The 15,007-nt window shown below is 73.6% G+C and carries 13 protein-coding genes; 3 read left to right on the top strand and 10 right to left on the bottom strand.

Going from position 1 to position 15,007, the window contains the following annotated elements:
• Positions 1–164: 164 nt before the first annotated feature.
• The 10 genes from ACGFS9_RS16445 to ACGFS9_RS16400 are packed head-to-tail and all read right to left on the bottom strand — an operon-like array spanning position 165 to position 10,398.
• The gene (locus ACGFS9_RS16445; protein ID WP_393253813.1) at positions 165–1,664 is read right to left on the bottom strand and encodes an NADH-quinone oxidoreductase subunit N; all 1,500 of its coding nucleotides are present in this window, start codon (positions 1,662–1,664) and stop codon (positions 165–167) included.
• The gene (locus ACGFS9_RS16440; protein ID WP_393253812.1) at positions 1,661–3,235 is read right to left on the bottom strand and encodes a NuoM family protein; all 1,575 of its coding nucleotides are present in this window, start codon (positions 3,233–3,235) and stop codon (positions 1,661–1,663) included. The genes ACGFS9_RS16445 and ACGFS9_RS16440 overlap by 4 nt, the downstream gene beginning before the upstream one ends.
• A gap of 6 nt (positions 3,236–3,241) precedes the next feature.
• Positions 3,242–5,230, bottom strand: a complete 1,989-nt coding sequence (locus ACGFS9_RS16435) for an NADH-quinone oxidoreductase subunit L (RefSeq protein ID WP_393253810.1) — start codon at positions 5,228–5,230, stop codon at positions 3,242–3,244.
• Positions 5,227–5,637 carry an NADH-quinone oxidoreductase subunit NuoK gene (nuoK, locus tag ACGFS9_RS16430; RefSeq protein ID WP_393253809.1) on the bottom strand — a complete coding sequence of 137 codons (411 nt, stop codon included), beginning with the start codon at positions 5,635–5,637 and terminating at the stop codon, positions 5,227–5,229. Before nuoK ends, ACGFS9_RS16435 begins: the two co-directional genes overlap by 4 nt.
• Positions 5,637–6,296 carry an NADH-quinone oxidoreductase subunit J gene (locus ACGFS9_RS16425; protein ID WP_393253807.1) on the bottom strand — a complete coding sequence of 220 codons (660 nt, stop codon included), beginning with the start codon at positions 6,294–6,296 and terminating at the stop codon, positions 5,637–5,639. Before ACGFS9_RS16425 ends, nuoK begins: the two co-directional genes overlap by 1 nt.
• A complete protein-coding gene (locus tag ACGFS9_RS16420) occupies positions 6,293–6,895 on the bottom strand; it encodes a NuoI/complex I 23 kDa subunit family protein (RefSeq protein ID WP_393253806.1) in 603 nt (200 codons plus the stop codon). The genes ACGFS9_RS16425 and ACGFS9_RS16420 overlap by 4 nt, the downstream gene beginning before the upstream one ends.
• A 2-nt stretch (positions 6,896–6,897) precedes the next feature.
• Positions 6,898–7,866 (bottom strand): NADH-quinone oxidoreductase subunit H, encoded by a 969-nt coding sequence (locus ACGFS9_RS16415; RefSeq protein ID WP_393253804.1) that lies wholly within the window; start codon positions 7,864–7,866, stop codon positions 6,898–6,900.
• On the bottom strand, positions 7,863–9,305 hold the full coding sequence (locus ACGFS9_RS16410; RefSeq protein WP_393253803.1) for an NADH-quinone oxidoreductase subunit C: 1,443 nt from the start codon (positions 9,303–9,305) through the stop codon (positions 7,863–7,865). Before ACGFS9_RS16410 ends, ACGFS9_RS16415 begins: the two co-directional genes overlap by 4 nt.
• Entirely contained in the window at positions 9,302–9,994 is a 693-nt protein-coding gene (locus ACGFS9_RS16405; RefSeq protein ID WP_393253802.1) for an NADH-quinone oxidoreductase subunit B, read from the bottom strand. The genes ACGFS9_RS16410 and ACGFS9_RS16405 overlap by 4 nt, the downstream gene beginning before the upstream one ends.
• On the bottom strand, positions 9,985–10,398 hold the full coding sequence (locus tag ACGFS9_RS16400; RefSeq protein WP_393253801.1) for an NADH-quinone oxidoreductase subunit A: 414 nt from the start codon (positions 10,396–10,398) through the stop codon (positions 9,985–9,987). Before ACGFS9_RS16400 ends, ACGFS9_RS16405 begins: the two co-directional genes overlap by 10 nt.
• Positions 10,399–10,734: 336 nt before the next feature.
• Here ACGFS9_RS16400 and ACGFS9_RS16395 point away from each other — a divergent pair, with 336 nt between their 5' ends.
• The 3 genes from ACGFS9_RS16395 to ACGFS9_RS16385 all read left to right on the top strand — a co-directional run bounded on the left by ACGFS9_RS16395 (position 10,735) and on the right by ACGFS9_RS16385 (position 14,599).
• A complete protein-coding gene (locus ACGFS9_RS16395; RefSeq protein ID WP_393253799.1) occupies positions 10,735–11,934 on the top strand; it encodes a sensor histidine kinase in 1,200 nt (399 codons plus the stop codon).
• A gap of 297 nt (positions 11,935–12,231) precedes the next feature.
• Positions 12,232–13,584 (top strand): sensor histidine kinase, encoded by a 1,353-nt coding sequence (locus ACGFS9_RS16390; protein WP_393253798.1) that lies wholly within the window; start codon positions 12,232–12,234, stop codon positions 13,582–13,584.
• A gap of 343 nt (positions 13,585–13,927) precedes the next feature.
• A complete protein-coding gene (locus tag ACGFS9_RS16385; RefSeq protein ID WP_393253797.1) occupies positions 13,928–14,599 on the top strand; it encodes a LuxR C-terminal-related transcriptional regulator in 672 nt (223 codons plus the stop codon).
• Positions 14,600–15,007 lie beyond the last annotated feature (408 nt).

Here is a 15,007-nt window from a genome sequence, read left to right as displayed (position 1 = left end):
GCCCCGTTCCCAGCGCGGCCCGCTGCGCCGGCCGGGTGGCGGTCGCGGGGCCACCGGGTCGGTGCGGGTCCACTCGGGTGAGCTTCCGTTCCGGCCCCGCCGCCCGGGGCCCGGCACGGTCCGTGCGGGGCCGCGGGCGGCGGGGCCGGGCAGGAGCGTCGGGCTCAGAACAGGCCGGTCTGCGTGAAGCGCAGCACCAGCTGCGGCGCCCCGGAGAGGACGACGCCCAGTACGGCCGTCAGGGCGATCGCGGCCGTCAGCGGGGCGGGCACGCGGCGGGTGGCCGGCCGGTCCTCGGGGGCGCGGAAGAGGAGGGCCGTCCACTGGAGGTAGTAGAACAGCGCGATCACCACGTTGACGGCCATGACGACGGCCAGCCAGCCGAGTCCGGCGTCGACGGCGGCGGAGAACACCGTGACCTTGGCGAAGAGGCCGATGACGCCCGGCGGCAGGCCCGCGAGGCAGAGCAGGAAGAAGGCGAGGACCAGCGCGCAGAGCGGGTTCCTCGCGTACAGGCCCCGGTAGTCGCCGACCCGGTTGAGGGGGCTGGTGCGGGCGACCAGGGCGGCCACGGCGAAGGCGCCGAGGTTCACGGCGGCGTACATGAGGGCGTAGGCCACCGTGGAGCCGATGGCCTGCCGGGGGTCCCGGGAGTAGCCGGCGGAGGCGATCGGGACGAGGAGGTAGCCGGCCTGTCCGACGGAGGACCAGGCGAGCAGGCGCACCGCGCTGTACGCGCGCGTGGCCCGTTGCCGGAGCGCTCCGACGTTGCCGACCGTCATGGTGAGCGCGGCCAGCGCGGCCAGCGCCGGGCCCCAGACGTCCGCGTACGACGGGAAGGCGATGACGGTGACGAGGATCAGCCCGCAGAAGCCGACCGCCTTGCCGACGACCGACAGGTAGGCGGCGACCGGCAGCGGCGCGCCCACGTAGGTGTCGGGCACCCAGAAGTGGAAGGGCACGGCGGCCGTCTTGAAGGCGAAGCCGACCAGGGTGAGGACGACACCCGTCTGGGCGAGGGTGTGGAACTGTCCGTCGACGTGCTGGACGCGGCTCGCGATCCGGGTGAGGTGGAGGGTGCCCGTCGTCGCGTACACGAAGCTGACGCCCATGAGGCTCACCGCGGTCGCGGTGACGGAGGACAGGAAGAACTTCAGGGCCGCCTCGGAGGACTTCCGGTCGCCGCGCCGGATGCCGACGAGGGCGAAGGCGGGCAGCGAGGCGACTTCCAGGGCGACGACGAGGGTGGCGAGGTCGCGGGCGGCGGGGAGCAGGGCGGCGCCCGCGGCGGAGGAGAGCAGCAGGAACCAGTACTCCCCCTCGGGCAGCCGTTTGTCGGCGTCCTTCAGGGCGGTGACCGACAGGAGGGCGGCCAGCAGCGCGCCGCCGAGGGCCAGGAGCTGGACGACCAGGGTGAAGCGGTCGGCGACGTAGCTGCACGCGTGCGCCTGGCCCGTCAGGCAGAACGTGGCCCGGTCGCCGTCGAGCAGGGGCAGCAGCATCAGTGCCGACGCGGCGAGGCCGGCGACGGCGACCCAGCCCAGGACGGCCTTGCGTTCCTCGCCGAGGAAGAGGTCGGCGACGAGCACGACGAGGCCGGCGACCGCGGCGAGGGTGGGCGGCGCGATGGCGAGCCAGTCGACGGACTGGACCAGGGAACTCATCGGGTGCCTCCTGCGAGGAGCTGCTGGACGGCCGGGTCGGTGAGACCGAGGAGGGCCCGCGGCCACAGGCCGGCGACGACGGTGAGGGCGACGAGCGGCGTCCAGGCGGCGAACTCGTAGCTCTGCACGTCGGCGAGTTTCGGCGTCTCGGGGGTGGTCGTGCCCATGCAGACGCGGCGGACCACGACGAGCATGTATGCGGCGGTGAGCAGCGTGCCGAACGCGGCGATCGCCAGGAACGTCAGGTAGGCGGGCCGGCTGAGGCCCTCGGCGGGGTCGAACGCGCCGAACAGCGCGAGCATCTCGCCCCAGAATCCGGCGAGGCCGGGCAGGCCGAGCGAGGCGACGGCGGCGAAGGCGAGCAGGCCGCCGAGCCGGGGGGCCTTGCCGTACAGCGCGGCACCGGTCCGGTCGGCGAGGGTGTCGAGGTCGGTGGTGCCCGTGCGGTCCTTCAGGGCTCCGACGAGGAAGAAGAGCAGGCCGGTGATGAGGCCGTGGGCGATGTTGGCGAACAGCGCGCCGTTCACACCGGTGGGCGTCATGGTGGCGATGCCGAGGAGGACGAAGCCCATGTGGCCGACGGAGGAGTAGGCGATGAGCCGCTTGAGGTCGCCCTTGGCTCCTCGCCCGGCGAGCGCCAGGCAGGCCAGCGAACCGTAGATGATGCCGACCACGGCGAGGGCGGCGAGGTAGGGGGCGAAGGTGCGGAAGCCGTCGGGGGCGACGGGCAGCAGGATGCGCACGAACCCGTACGTGCCCATCTTCAGCATGACGCCGGCGAGCAGGACCGAGCCGACGGTGGGCGCGGCGGTGTGGGCGTCCGGCAGCCAGCTGTGCAGCGGCCACATCGGGGTCTTGACCGCGAGCCCGATCCCGATGGCCAGCACGGCGACAACCTGCACGGATGTACTGAGCGAGCGGCCGTTGTCAGTGGCGAGTGCCACCATGTCGAACGTGCCCGCCCTGATTCCGATCAGGAGCAGGCCGAGCAGCATGACGACCGATCCGAGCAGGGTGTAGAGGATGAACTTCCAGGCCGCGGCCTGGCGTCGGGCGCCTCCCCACCGTGCGATGAGGAAGTACATCGGGATGAGCACGGTCTCGAACGCGAGGAAGAACAGCAGCAGATCGAGGACGGCGAAGGTCGCGAGGGTGCCGGTCTCGAGGAGGAGCAGCAGGGCGACGAACGCCTTCGGGGCCGGACCCGCGGGCGGCTTGAAGTAGGAGTAGAGCGCGCAGAGGAAGGTCAGTAGCGCGGTCAGGACCAGAAGGGGGAGGGAGATGCCGTCGATGCCGAGGTGGATGCGCACGTCGAGTGCGGGGATCCAGCTGATGTCGGTCGTGGCCTGCATCCTCGACGGATGGTCGTGGTCGAAGCCCAGCGCGAGGACGATCGCCGCGATGAGGATGCCGCCGGTGACGACGACACCGTGGCGCAGCACCGCCTGCTCCGGTGACGTGCCCTTCAGCCCGGGTGGTGCCGGCAGGAGCGCGGCGGCGGCCCCGACGAGCGGGCCGACGACGATCAACGCGAGAAGAAGCTGCATCACGGACTCACTGATATCGATCACGCCTGCTCACGCTCCCGTGGCGACGAGGACGGCGGCGACCACCAGGACGACGGTGCCGGCGAGCAGCGCGCTCACATAGGTCTGCACGTTGCCGGTCTGCGCCCGCCGTACGACGGTGCCGAGCCAGCGGGGTAGGGCTCCGGCGCCGCGTACGTAGGTGTCGACGACCTCGCGGTCGAGGAAGCGCACGAGGCGGGCGCCGGCCTGGACCGGGCGGACGAACAGCGCGTGGTAGACGGCGTCGAGGTGGAAGCCGACGGCCGCGTGGCGGTGCAGCGGGCCGAGCAGCAGCCGGCCCGGGTCCGCCGGGTCGGGGGCGTAGGCGATGTCCCCGAAGGCGGGTTCGTGGCTGGCGATGGCCTCGGCCTCCACCTGTCCGGCGTCGGCGTCGGGGTGGGCCGCGACCGCGCCCAGCGGTACGCGCGCCAGCGCGGTGGTGTGCCGCCAGGCGCCGTAGGTGACGATCCCGCCGACCAGGGCGAGACCGGTGCCGAGCACCGACGTGGTGAGGACGGGTGTGAGGTCGCGTCCGTCGAACCAGTCGGGGAGCGGTCCGTAGGCGAGGCCGAAGGCGAGCGAGGGCACGGCGAGCACCCACAGGACGGCGGTCATGGTGTTCGGCTGCCTGCCGTGGTCGGGAGCCTCGGCACCCCGGCCGTGGAAGGCCAGCAGCCACAGCCGGGTCGCGTACGCGGCGGTGAGGACGGCGGTGATCAGTCCGGTGACGAGGACGATCCAGCCGGCCGCGCCGGGCGCGTGCTCGGTGTGTCCGGTGGCGACGTGTTCGGCTGCTCCGAGGACGGCTTCCTTGGAGAAGAAGCCGCTGAACGGCGGGATCGCGGCGAGCGCGAGGAGGGCCACGGTCATCGTCCAGTAGGCGTCGGGCACGCGGTCGCGCAGTCCCTTCATCCGGGACATGACGGCGAGGGAGTTGGTGCCGGAGGCGTGGATGACGACGCCGGCGGCGAGGAACAGCAGCGCCTTGAAGGCGCCGTGGGCGAGGAGGTGGAAGACGGCGGCACCGCGGTCGCCGACGGCGAGGGCGCCGGCCATGTAGCCGAGCTGGCCGATCGTCGAGTAGGCGAGGACCCGCTTGATGTCGTCCTGGGCGAGCGCGGCGAGGCCGGACCCGGCCATGGTGACGCCCGCCATGACGGCGAGGGTGACCATCGCGGCGGAGGACGCCTGGAAGACGGGAAGGAGCCGGGCGACGAAGTAGATGCCGGCGGCGACCATCGTGGCGGCGTGGATCAGCGCGGAGACGGGTGTGGGGCCCGCCATGGCGTCGGGCAGCCAGGTGTGCAGCGGGAAGAGGGCCGACTTGCCCGCCACCCCGGCGAGCAGGAGCAGGGCGACGAGCGTCGGGTGGTGCAGCCCGCCGCTCGCGACGGTGCCGAGGACCGAGGTGATGCGGAAGGAGCCGGCGTCGGTGGCCAGGGCGAACAGGCCGATGAGGAAGGGGACGTCGCCGAGCTTGGTGACGAGGAACGCCTTGAGGGAGGCGGCGCGGGCCTCCGGGGTCTCCCAGTAGTGGCCGACCAGGAAGTACGAGCAGATGCCCATGATCTCCCAGCCGACCAGGAGCACCATCAGGTCGCCGGAGTAGACGACCAGCAGCATCGCGGAGGTGAACAGGGAGACGAGGGCGGCGTACGAGGGGTAGCGCACGTCGTCGCGCAGATAGCCCGTCGAGTAGATCTGCACACAGGTGGCGACGACGCCGACGAGGACGGCGACGAGGGCGGCGAAGCCGTCGATGTGCAGGGCCAGTTCGATGGGGACCGAGCCGGTCGGGGTGAGTTCGGTGTGGGCGTCGACGGCCTGTCCGCCGCCTTGGCGGACCGCGACGGTCACGGCGAGGAGGAGCGACGCGAGCGGGGGCAGGACGGCGAGCGGGCGGGCGAGCCCCGGGGACGTACCGCCCAGCAGGAGCCCGGCGGCGGCGCCCAGGAACGGCAGGAGGGGGACGAGGACGGCGAGGGTGGTCGTGGTCACGCGGTGGCCTCAGTCTTCTCGGCCGCGGGGGCGTCGGGGTCGTTGCTGTCGGTGCCGTCGCTCCCGGGGCCGTCGCTGTCGGTGCCGTGGCCCTCGGCGGTGTCGCGGAGCCTGTCGATGTCCGAGGTGCCGCTGTTGCGGTACACGGCGAGGACGATGGCGAGGCCGATGCCGATCTCGGCGGCGGCGACGGCGATGGTGAACAGGGTCAGTGCCTGGCCGGAGTGCAGGGTGTCGCGGGCGGCCTTGGAGAGCCAGACGTCGAAGGCGACGAGGTTCAGGTTGACGGCGTTGAGCATCAGCTCGACGGACATCAGGACCAGGATCGCGTTGCGGCGCGCGAGGACTCCGTACAGCCCGGTGCAGAACAGCAGGGCCGCCAGCACGGCGGGATAGGCGAGGTGCATCAGCGGGCCTCCCGCTTGGCGTCGTGGTCCGTGCCGGTGCGGCCGGCTGGGACGCGCGGGGCGGCCGGCGCGGCGGTGTCCGTGTCCGCCTTGCGGGAGAGGACGATCGCGCCGACCAGGGCGGCGAGCAGGAGGACCGAGAGCGCTTCGAAGGGGAGGACCCAGTTCTGGAAGAGGCTCGCCCCGGTGACCTCGGTGGATCCGGCGGCGGCGCCGGACAGGTCGACCCAGGTCGTGCGGAAGGCGTCGACGACGACCCAGACCAGGGCGGCGGCCGAGGCGCCGGCCACGGTGAGGGCGGCCCACCGGTTGCCGGAGTCGGCGTCCGGGGAGCGCCCGATGGGGGCCTTGGTCAGCATCAGGCCGAACAGGAGGAGGACGACGACGGAACCGACGTAGATGAGGACCTGTACCCAGGCGATGAACTCGGCCGTGAGCAGCAGGTATTCGACGGCGAGGCCGCCGAGCGCCACGACCAGCCACAGGGCGGCGTGCACCAGCTGCCGGGTGGTGACGGTCACGACGGCGGCGCCGAAGGTGGCCAGGCCGACGAGGACGAAGGCGATCTCCACACCGGTCGGGGAGAGGAAGCCGTGCTGCCCGGCGGCGAGGCCGGCGGTCGCGCGGGCCCCGGCGACGGTGGCTGCTGCGAGGGTCACGACGGGTCCTCCCGGGGACCGGAGGGAGGTGTGTCCCCGGCCCGCGCGTTCTGTTCGGCGGCGAGCTTGTCGGCCGTCTTGCGGGCGGCGGCGATCTCCTTGGGCTCCTCGGCGCCGGGGTCGAGGGCGGGCGGGGCCGGGACGGTCCACATCCACTCGCGGAGCTTGTCGCGCTCGTGGGTGAGTTCGTGGATGTCGGTCTCGGCGTACTCGAACTCCGGCGACCAGAAGAGCGCGTCGAAGGGGCAGACCTCGATGCAGATACCGCAGTACATGCACAGGGAGAAGTCGATGGCGAAGCGGTCGAGGACGTTGCGGCTGCGCTCGCGGCCACCGGGGGCGGCGGGCGGCACCGTCTCCTTGTGGGAGTCGATGTAGATGCACCAGTCCGGGCACTCGCGGGCGCACAGCATGCAGACCGTGCAGTTCTCCTCGAAGAGGCCGATGACGCCGCGGGTGCGGGGCGGCAGTTCGGGCTGGGTGTCGGGGTACTGCGCGGTGACGGTCTTCCGCGTCATCGTGCGGAGGGTGACGGCCAGGCCCTTGGCGAGGCCGGAGCCGGGGATGCGGGAGCGGGTGGGCGGGTGCGACTCGGCCATGGTTACGCGATCACCACCTTGACGATGCCGGTGAGGGCGATCTGGGCGAGGGACAGGGGGACGAGGAGGGTCCAGGAGAGCTTCTGGAGCTGGTCCTCGCGCAGGCGGGGGTAGGTGACGCGGAGCCAGATCACCAGGAAGGCGAGGACCGCCGCCTTCAGCAGGGTCCACACCCAGCCGAGCCCGTCGGCGCCCCAGGGGCCGTGCCAGCCGCCCAGGAAGAGGACGGTGGTCAGCCCGCACAGGACGACGATCCCGGCGTACTCGGCGAGCAGGAACAGGGCGAAGCGCAGGCCGGTGTACTCGGTGTACGCGCCGAAGATGATCTCGGAGTCGGCGACGGGCATGTCGAAGGGGGGCCGCTGGAGTTCGGCGAGTCCGGCGACGAAGAACACGACCGCGCCGACGATCTGCCAGGGCAGCCACCACCAGTGGAACGCGTCCACGATCCCGGGCAGCGACACCGTGCCCGCGGCCATGGCGACGGAGGCCGCGGTCAGGAGCATGGGGAGTTCGTAGGCGAGGAGCTGGGCGGCGGTGCGCAGACCGCCGAGCAGGGAGAACTTGTTGGCCGAGGCCCATCCGGCCATCAGCGAGCCGAGGACGCCCACCCCCATGACGGCGAGGACGAAGAAGATGCCCGCGTCGACGACCTCGCCCACCGCGCCCTCCCCGGGGCCGACGGGGATCGCCAGGAGGACCAGGAGGTACGGGAGGAGGGCCACGGCGGGCGCGAGCTGGAAGATCCGCCGATCCGCCCCCGTCGGGACGATGTCCTCCTTCTGGGCGAACTTCACCCCGTCCGCGACGAGTTGGGCCCAGCCGTGGAAGCCGCCCGCGTACATCGGGCCGAGCCGGCCCTGCATGTGGGCCATCACCTTGTGCTCGGTCTGACCGACGATCAGCGGAAACGTCAGGAACACGACGAAGACGACGATCAGGCGGAGGGCGACGTCGAGAGCGTCGTTCACTGCGTTCCTCCTGCGGGGTCGTCGTCGCGCGCGGGGTCGGGGTTGCCGTCGCGGGTGGGGTCGGGATCGTCGTCGCGGGTGCGGTCGCCGTGTTCGGCGTCCGCGTCGGCGCCGTGACCGGCCTCGTCGGAGCGGCCGTCTTCGGGGTCCGCGCCGGAGCGGCCGTCCTCCGCGTCCGCGTCGGCGCCGTGACCACCCGCGCCGGAGCCCGTATCGGCCGCGTCGTCGAAAGCGGGCCTCGGGCGGTGCCAGGGCGCGTCACCCGCCGGGGCGGCCGGCCCGCCGGCCGAGGTGGCCGACGGCCCCGAAGCGTCGTCCGACGTGCCACCCGAACCGCTCGCCGTGTCCGACGTGTCCGGGGTCTCCGGGGCGGCGTCCTTGGTCCTCCCCGGGTCGGAGGTGTCCGCCGAGCGATCGGTTCCCCCGCCGATCGGCGTGTCCGGGCCGGCCGGGGCGGAGACCCCGGCCGGGGCGTCCCCGGCCTCCGGGCCGGGTCGCGTGCCCGGCGCGGAGGACGGTGCCGTGGCGTCCGCGGGACCGGCGTCCTGGGGCGCGGCCGTACCCGTGGCGTCCGGCTCCGGGCCCGACGGCGGACTCGCAGGCGCCGGACGCTGACTCGCCGAACCCTGGCTCGCGCTCCGGCTGCGGCGGACCGGACGGCCGGTTCCGGAACCGGCGTCGGCGCCGGCCTCCGTGGACGGCGCCGCGGTGCCGTCGGCGGCCCCGGTCCGGGGAGCCGTACCGGCCGCGTCCCCGCCGGCACCCGGCGGCGTCTGCCCGGCCGAGCCCTCGGCGGCCGTGCGGGTCCGGCGGGCCGGACGGTCGCCCGCCGCGCGGGCCGCGCCCCGGGCGGGACGGGCCGGAGCGGGGGGCAGCTGGCCCTTGAGCGGGCCCCACTCGTTGGGGTCGGGGACGCCGGGCGGGAGCATCTGGCGGCGTTTCGGTCCGCCGTGCTCGGACTCGCCGGGCTCCTTGGCGCCGGGCCACGCCTTGGCCACGCGGGCGGCCAGGACGAAGTCCTTGCGGAGCGGGTGGCCCTCGAAGCCGTCCGGCAGCAGCAGCGGGTCGAGGCCGGGGTGGCCCTCGAAGGCCACCCCGAACATCTCGTGGGTCTCGCGCTCGTGCCAGCCGGCGCCCGCGTAGACGGAGACGGCCGACGGGAGGACGGGCGCCGCGTGCGGGACCGTCGTGCGGACGAGGAGGCGGCGCACCGGAGCGAGGGCGACCACGTGAGCGGCGACCCGGAAGCCGGTGCCGGGTTCGTCGACGGCGCTCAGCCAGTCGAAGTAGGTGCAGCCGAGGGTGTCGCGGGCGGTCTCGAGGGCCGCGATCCAGGACGCGGGCGGTACGTCGACCGTGAGGACCTCGTAGGACTCCTCGGCCGTGGCGTCGGGGCCGAAGAGTTCCTCGGCGGGGGCGGGGAGCCAGCCGACGGTCATCGGTCGTCCTCCCGGCGGGCGGTCTCGTCGGCGGTGACGGGTGCCGCGCCGGCGTCGGGCCGGGCCTCGCCGCCCGTCGCCGGGGGCTGCGCGGGCGCCGCGGGAAGCGGCGGCTTCACCAGGCCGCTGCGGAGCTCCGCGGCGGACGGCCGGTGGGCACCGGCGCCGTACCGCTCCCCCAGCGACTCCCGGGCGATCTTCTCCTGGAGCTTGAGGATGCCCTGGAGCAGGGCCTCCGGGCGGGGCGGGCACCCGGGGACGTAGACGTCGACGGGGATGATCTGGTCGACGCCCTTGGTGACCGCGTAGGAGTCCCAGTAGGGGCCGCCGCAGTTCGAGCAGGCGCCGAAGGAGATGACGTACTTCGGCTCGGGCATCTGCTCGTACAGGCGCTTGACGGCGGGCGCCATCTTGTCGGTGACCGTGCCGGACACCACCATCAGGTCGGCCTGGCGGGGGCCCGGCGCGAAGGGGATGACGCCGAGCCGGATGAAGTCGTGGCGGGCCATCGACGCGGCGATGAACTCGATCGCGCAGCAGGCGAGGCCGAAGTTGAAGACCCAGAGCGAGTAGCGGCGGCCCCAGTTGAGGACCACCTTCATCGGCTCGGGGGCGAGCCGGGCGAGTGCGCCGAGCCGCTGGGGCTCGGGCAGCGGCACCGGCTCCGGGGTGGAGGGGGTCACGTCCATGTGAGGACGCCCTTCTTGTATGCGTAGAGCAGGCCCACGGCGAGGAAGCCGAGGAAGACGAACATCTCGACGAGTGTGGCGGCGCCGTAACCGGGAGCGGCGAAGACCGTGGCCCAGGGGAAGAGGAAGACCGAGTCGACGGCGAAGATCACGTAGAGGAACGCGTAGACGTAGTAGCGGACCTGGGTGTGGGCCCAGCCCTCGCCGACGGGGTCGACGCCGCACTCGTAGGTGAGGAGTTTCTCGGGCGTGGGGACCACCGGCCGCAGCAGACGTCCGGCGCCGAAGGCGACGGCGACGAACAGCACGCCGACGACGGCGAGCAGCCCGACGACCGCGTACGACGGGAAGTAGTCCGCCGCGACGACGGTCCCGGTCGCCGCGATCACGGTCGGTTCCGGCACGTCAGCCCCTCGCTCCCTGACCTCGTTGCACCCCGTCGCACGCCGTCGCGCACCGGTGATGCGCCGTGTTCGACGATCTGTACGGACGGGAGTCTAGGGCCTGCTAAAGCGAGCGTAAGCAGCCCGTCACGCCTCGGCCGTCCCCGGAGCACCGGGCACCCGCCCGCGTCTCACGGTGTGAACGGCTCCGCACGGGCCCGACCGCTCCCGGCGCCCTCCGCCGCGGACGCCGTCGCGTCCCGTCCGGCCGTCACTCCGGAGGGTGGGGTTATCCCCAGCGGGCCGCGGCGGTCCGCCTCATGGCGCTGCGGCGCGCCGCCGGGCAGGGTGGCGGCCATGACCGAACGCATCACGCCCACCGGTCCGTCGGACGGACCGTCCGACGGCGACCGGCTCCCTCCGCCGCGCTTCGCCTTCGACGGGCAGACCTGGAAGGAGATCGCGCATCTCCTGCTGAACCTGCCGGCCTCGCTGATCGGTTTCGTCTACGTGGTGACGATGCTGTCCGTCGGGGCCGGGCTGGCGGTCACGGTCGTCGGGCTGCCGCTGCTGGCGGGCGGGCTGCGCGGTGCGCGGCAGCTGGGCCGGCTGGAGCGGGCGCGGGCGCGCGGCTTGCTGGGGCTGCGGATCGACGAGCCGAGCCCGCTGCCGGTGCGGCGGACCGGCTTCTTCGGCTGGCTGTGGTCGAGCCTGAAGGACCCGGTGGCCTGGCGGGCCGCCCTCTACGACCTCGTGCGGCTGCCCTGGGGGATCGCCACCTTCACCGTCACCCTCGTGTCGCTGTTCGTGCTGTGGCCGGTGCTGCCGTTCCTGGCGCGGGGGCTGACGACGGTGGACCGGGCGCTGGTGCGCGGACTGCTGTCGCCCGACGACGCGCTGGAGCGGCGGATCGCCGAACTGGAGTCCGACCGCGGGGTGGTGGTCGACACGGCCGCGGCCGATCTGCGGCGGATCGAGCGGGATCTGCACGACGGGGCGCAGGCCCGGCTCGTCGCGCTGGCGATGGGACTCGGTCTGGCGAAGGAGAAACTGCTGGAGGATCCGGACGCGGCGGCGGCGATGGTGGACGAGGCGCACGGCGAGGTGAAGCTGGCGCTTCAGGAGCTGCGCGACCTGGCCCGCGGTATCCATCCGGCGGTCCTCACGGACCGGGGCCTGGACGCGGCGCTGTCGTCGGTGGCGTCGCGCTGCACGGTCCCCGTGAAGGTGACGGCCGACCTGGCGACGCGCCCGGCCGCCGCGATCGAGGGCATCGCCTACTTCACGGTCTCCGAGCTGCTCCAGAACGTCAGCAAGCACAGCGGCGCGCGGTCCGCGTCCGTCGACGTCTGGCGCGCGGAGGACCGGCTGCTCATCCAGGTCCGCGACGACGGCCGCGGCGGGGCCGGGCTCGACCGGGGCACGGGGATGGCGGGGCTCGCCGACCGGCTGGGCGCGGTGGACGGCCTGTTCGTCGTCGACTCGCCGGAGGGCGGCCCGACCGTCGTCACGGCCGAACTGCCCTGGCGGGAGCGCCAGGACGCACGGGGCCGCTGACCGGCGGGCGGGCGCCGGCACCGTCGGCGTGGGGAGGGGTCGAGGCGGCGCGGTGGTCCACCGCGCCGCCTCGTCGCGTCCGCCGGGCCGGTCGGACGGGCCCGTCCGACCGGTCGGCGCGACCGGTTCGTCCCGGCCCGTCCGACCGGCCCGGCGGCCCGCGGCGGGTGGCCGGCGGGTGGCCGCCGGGTGGGGAAAACCCCCGGGCCGAGACGCCGACCCGCTCCATGGTCGGCGGGCGGCCCGGCCAGCAGAGTGGGGGTACGAGCCGCACGAGACGAGAGAACGGACGGACCGATGGCCACGGACTACGGACACGGGTACGGGCACCGGGGCGGGCCCGGATTCGACGGGGCGGGTTCCGGGTGGCGCCACCGTCTGCCGGCCCCGCTGCGGGCGCCGGTGGAGGCCCGCAGCTGGCAGGAGCTCGGCTACGTGCTGATGGGCCTTCCGCTCGGCATCCTCATGTTCACGTTCGCCGTCACCATGGTCTCGCTGGGCGCGGGCCTGCTGATCACCTTCCTGGGCGTCCCGGTGCTCGCCGCGGCGCTGGCCGGCTGCCGCGGGTTCGGTGCGCTGGAGCGGGCGCGGGCCCGCGGGCTGCTCGGTGTCGAGGTGGCCGATCCGGAGCCGCTGCGGGTCCGCAGGAGCGGCCCGCTGGGGTGGATGGGCGCGGTGCTCGGCAGCGGCGTCTCGTGGCGGCACCTGCTGTACGCGGTGCTCCAGTTCCCGTGGGCGGTCTTCTCCTTCAGCGTGGCCCTGAGCTTCTGGGCGTACGGGTGGGCGCTGCTGACCTATCCGCTGTGGTTCTGGGTCTTCCCGGTCTACGCGGGCCAGGGGGGCCTCCAGCTGTACGGCGACGGGACGCACTCCGTGTACCTGGACAACCCGTTCGAGATCACGGTGACCGCGCTGCTCGGGCTGCTGTTCACGATGGCCACCCCGTGGATCGTGCGGGCGCTGACCGGGGTGGACCGGGTGATGGTGCGCGGGCTGCTCGGCCCCTCGCGGCTGGCGACCCGCGTGGTGGAGCTGGAGTCCGACCGCGGGACGGTCGTGGACGCGGCGGCGGCGGACCTGCGGCGCATCGAGCGCGATCTGCACGACGGGGCGCAGGCCCGGCTCGTGGCGCTGGCGATGGACCTGGGGCTCGCGAAGGAGAAGCTGACCGAGGACCCGCGGGCGGCCGCCCGGATGGTGGACGAGGCGCACGGCGAGGTGAAGACGGCGCTCCAGGAGCTGCGGGACCTGGCCCGGGGCATCCACCCCGCGGTGCTGACCGACCGGGGGCTCGACGCGGCCCTGTCGGCGGTGGCGTCGCGGTGCACGGTGCCGGTGCGGGTGGAGGTCGACCTGCCGGCGCGGCCGGCGCCCGCCATCGAGGGCATCGCCTACTTCACCGTCTCCGAGCTGCTCCAGAACATCGGCAAGCACTCCGGGGCGACCCGGGCGAGCGTGGACGTGTGGCGGGTCGAGAACCGCCTGATGCTCCAGGTGGCGGACAACGGGGTCGGCGGCGCCGACGCCTCCCGCGGTACGGGCCTCACGGGCCTCGCGGAGCGGCTGGACGCGGTGGACGGCATCCTCGTGGTGGACTCCCCGGCGGCGGGCCCCACCCGGATCACCGCCGAGCTGCCCTGGCGCGGCTGAGCCCGGCGGCGGCCCCGGACGGCCGGGCTCGCCGCCGGAAGCGGGACGGAACCGCCGAACCGCTCGATCGGGCCGCCCGGCGCGGCCCGCACGGAGCCGGGTGCTCGGCTGCCGCACGGCGGCCCGAGCACCCGGTCGGGAGCGAACGGCTTGGCCCGACCGGCCCGGTGGAGCGCCGTTGCCGGGCCCGCTCCCCCGGGCCCCGCGCCTCTTCGCACAGCCGGGCGCGCCCTGATCCGAATGCTGGAATGCTGGGGTCGTCGTACGGCCGCTGCCGTGCGAGCGGGTACGCACCCGGCGGGTCCGGGGCGGCCCGCGGCGGGCTCTGGGGGGCCGAGGAATCGTGGAGGACAGAGTGCGCGTGGTCATCGCCGAGGATTCGGTGCTGCTGCGGGAGGGCCTGACCCGGTTGCTGACCGACCGGGGGCACGAGGTGGTGGCGGGGGTCGGGGACGGCGAGGCGCTCATCAAGACCATGACGGAGTTCGCCGCGCAGGACGCGCTGCCGGACGTGGTGGTCGCCGACGTCAGGATGCCGCCGACCCACACCGACGAGGGGGTCCGGGCGGCCGTGCAGCTGCGCAAGGCGCACCCGGGGCTCGGGGTGCTCGTGCTGTCGCAGTACGTGGAGGAGCGGTACGCGACCGAACTGCTGGCCGGCTCCAGCCGGGGCGTCGGCTACCTGCTCAAGGACCGGGTCGCCGAGGTGCGCGAGTTCGTGGACGCCGTGGTGCGGGTGGCCCGCGGCGGTACGGCCCTCGACCCGGAGGTCGTGGCCCAGTTGCTCGGCCGCAGCCGCAAGCAGGACGTGCTGGCCGGGCTGACCCCGCGGGAGCGGGAGGTGCTGGGGCTGATGGCCGAGGGCCGCACGAATTCCGCCATCGCCCGCGCGTTGGTGGTCAGCGACGGGGCCGTGGAGAAGCACGTCAGCAATATCTTCCTGAAGCTCGGCCTCTCCCCGAGCGACGGCGACCACCGACGTGTTCTGGCCGTTCTGACCTATCTGAACTCCTGACCGTCCGACCGCGTGTCAGTTTCCACGCGGAACCGGGAGGCGAACCGGGCGCGTCGTCCGGAACGAGGACCGGAGCGGGGAAATCATGGCACGTCAGGGCGTCGGGCCGTTTCGGATGGAGGTCCATCATGCGAATGGCCGAAGGAAGGCGACCCTTACGGACGTAGGGTTGGAAAGGGAAGGGTCCGCGCGAAGACCTCTCCCGGACTAGCCGCCTCAAAGGAGGTCCAGTTCAGTGACGAGCCAGGTCAGTAGCCAGGCGGAGCAGGCCGACGAAGCCGTCGTGGGAGAACAGCGCAAACCGGTGGGAGCGAAGGATGTTCGCCGTCTGGACCGGGTCGTGATCCGTTTTGCGGGGGACTCGGGTGACGGGATGCAGCTCACGGGTGATCGTTTTACGGCGGAGAC

The sequence above is a fragment of the Streptomyces sp. NPDC048566 genome (genome assembly GCF_043199735.1).
In the GTDB taxonomy this organism is placed as follows: Bacteria; Actinomycetota; Actinomycetes; order Streptomycetales; family Streptomycetaceae; genus Streptomyces.
The sequence above is the reverse complement of the archived record's forward strand: the minus strand, read 5'-3'. Positions and strand labels throughout refer to the sequence as shown.

Coding starts and splice junctions, on each gene's coding strand:
- ACGFS9_RS16390 (WP_393253798.1), top strand. CDS start 12,232: ATGGCCACGGACTACGGACACGGGTACGGGCACCGGGGCGGGCCCGGA.
- ACGFS9_RS16420 (WP_393253806.1), bottom strand. CDS start 6,895: ATGGCCGAGTCGCACCCGCCCACCCGCTCCCGCATCCCCGGCTCCGGC.
- ACGFS9_RS16445 (WP_393253813.1), bottom strand. CDS start 1,664: ATGAGTTCCCTGGTCCAGTCCGTCGACTGGCTCGCCATCGCGCCGCCC.
- ACGFS9_RS16410 (WP_393253803.1), bottom strand. CDS start 9,305: ATGACCGTCGGCTGGCTCCCCGCCCCCGCCGAGGAACTCTTCGGCCCC.
- ACGFS9_RS16405 (WP_393253802.1), bottom strand. CDS start 9,994: ATGGACGTGACCCCCTCCACCCCGGAGCCGGTGCCGCTGCCCGAGCCC.
- ACGFS9_RS16395 (WP_393253799.1), top strand. CDS start 10,735: ATGACCGAACGCATCACGCCCACCGGTCCGTCGGACGGACCGTCCGAC.
- nuoK (WP_393253809.1), bottom strand. CDS start 5,637: ATGCACCTCGCCTATCCCGCCGTGCTGGCGGCCCTGCTGTTCTGCACC.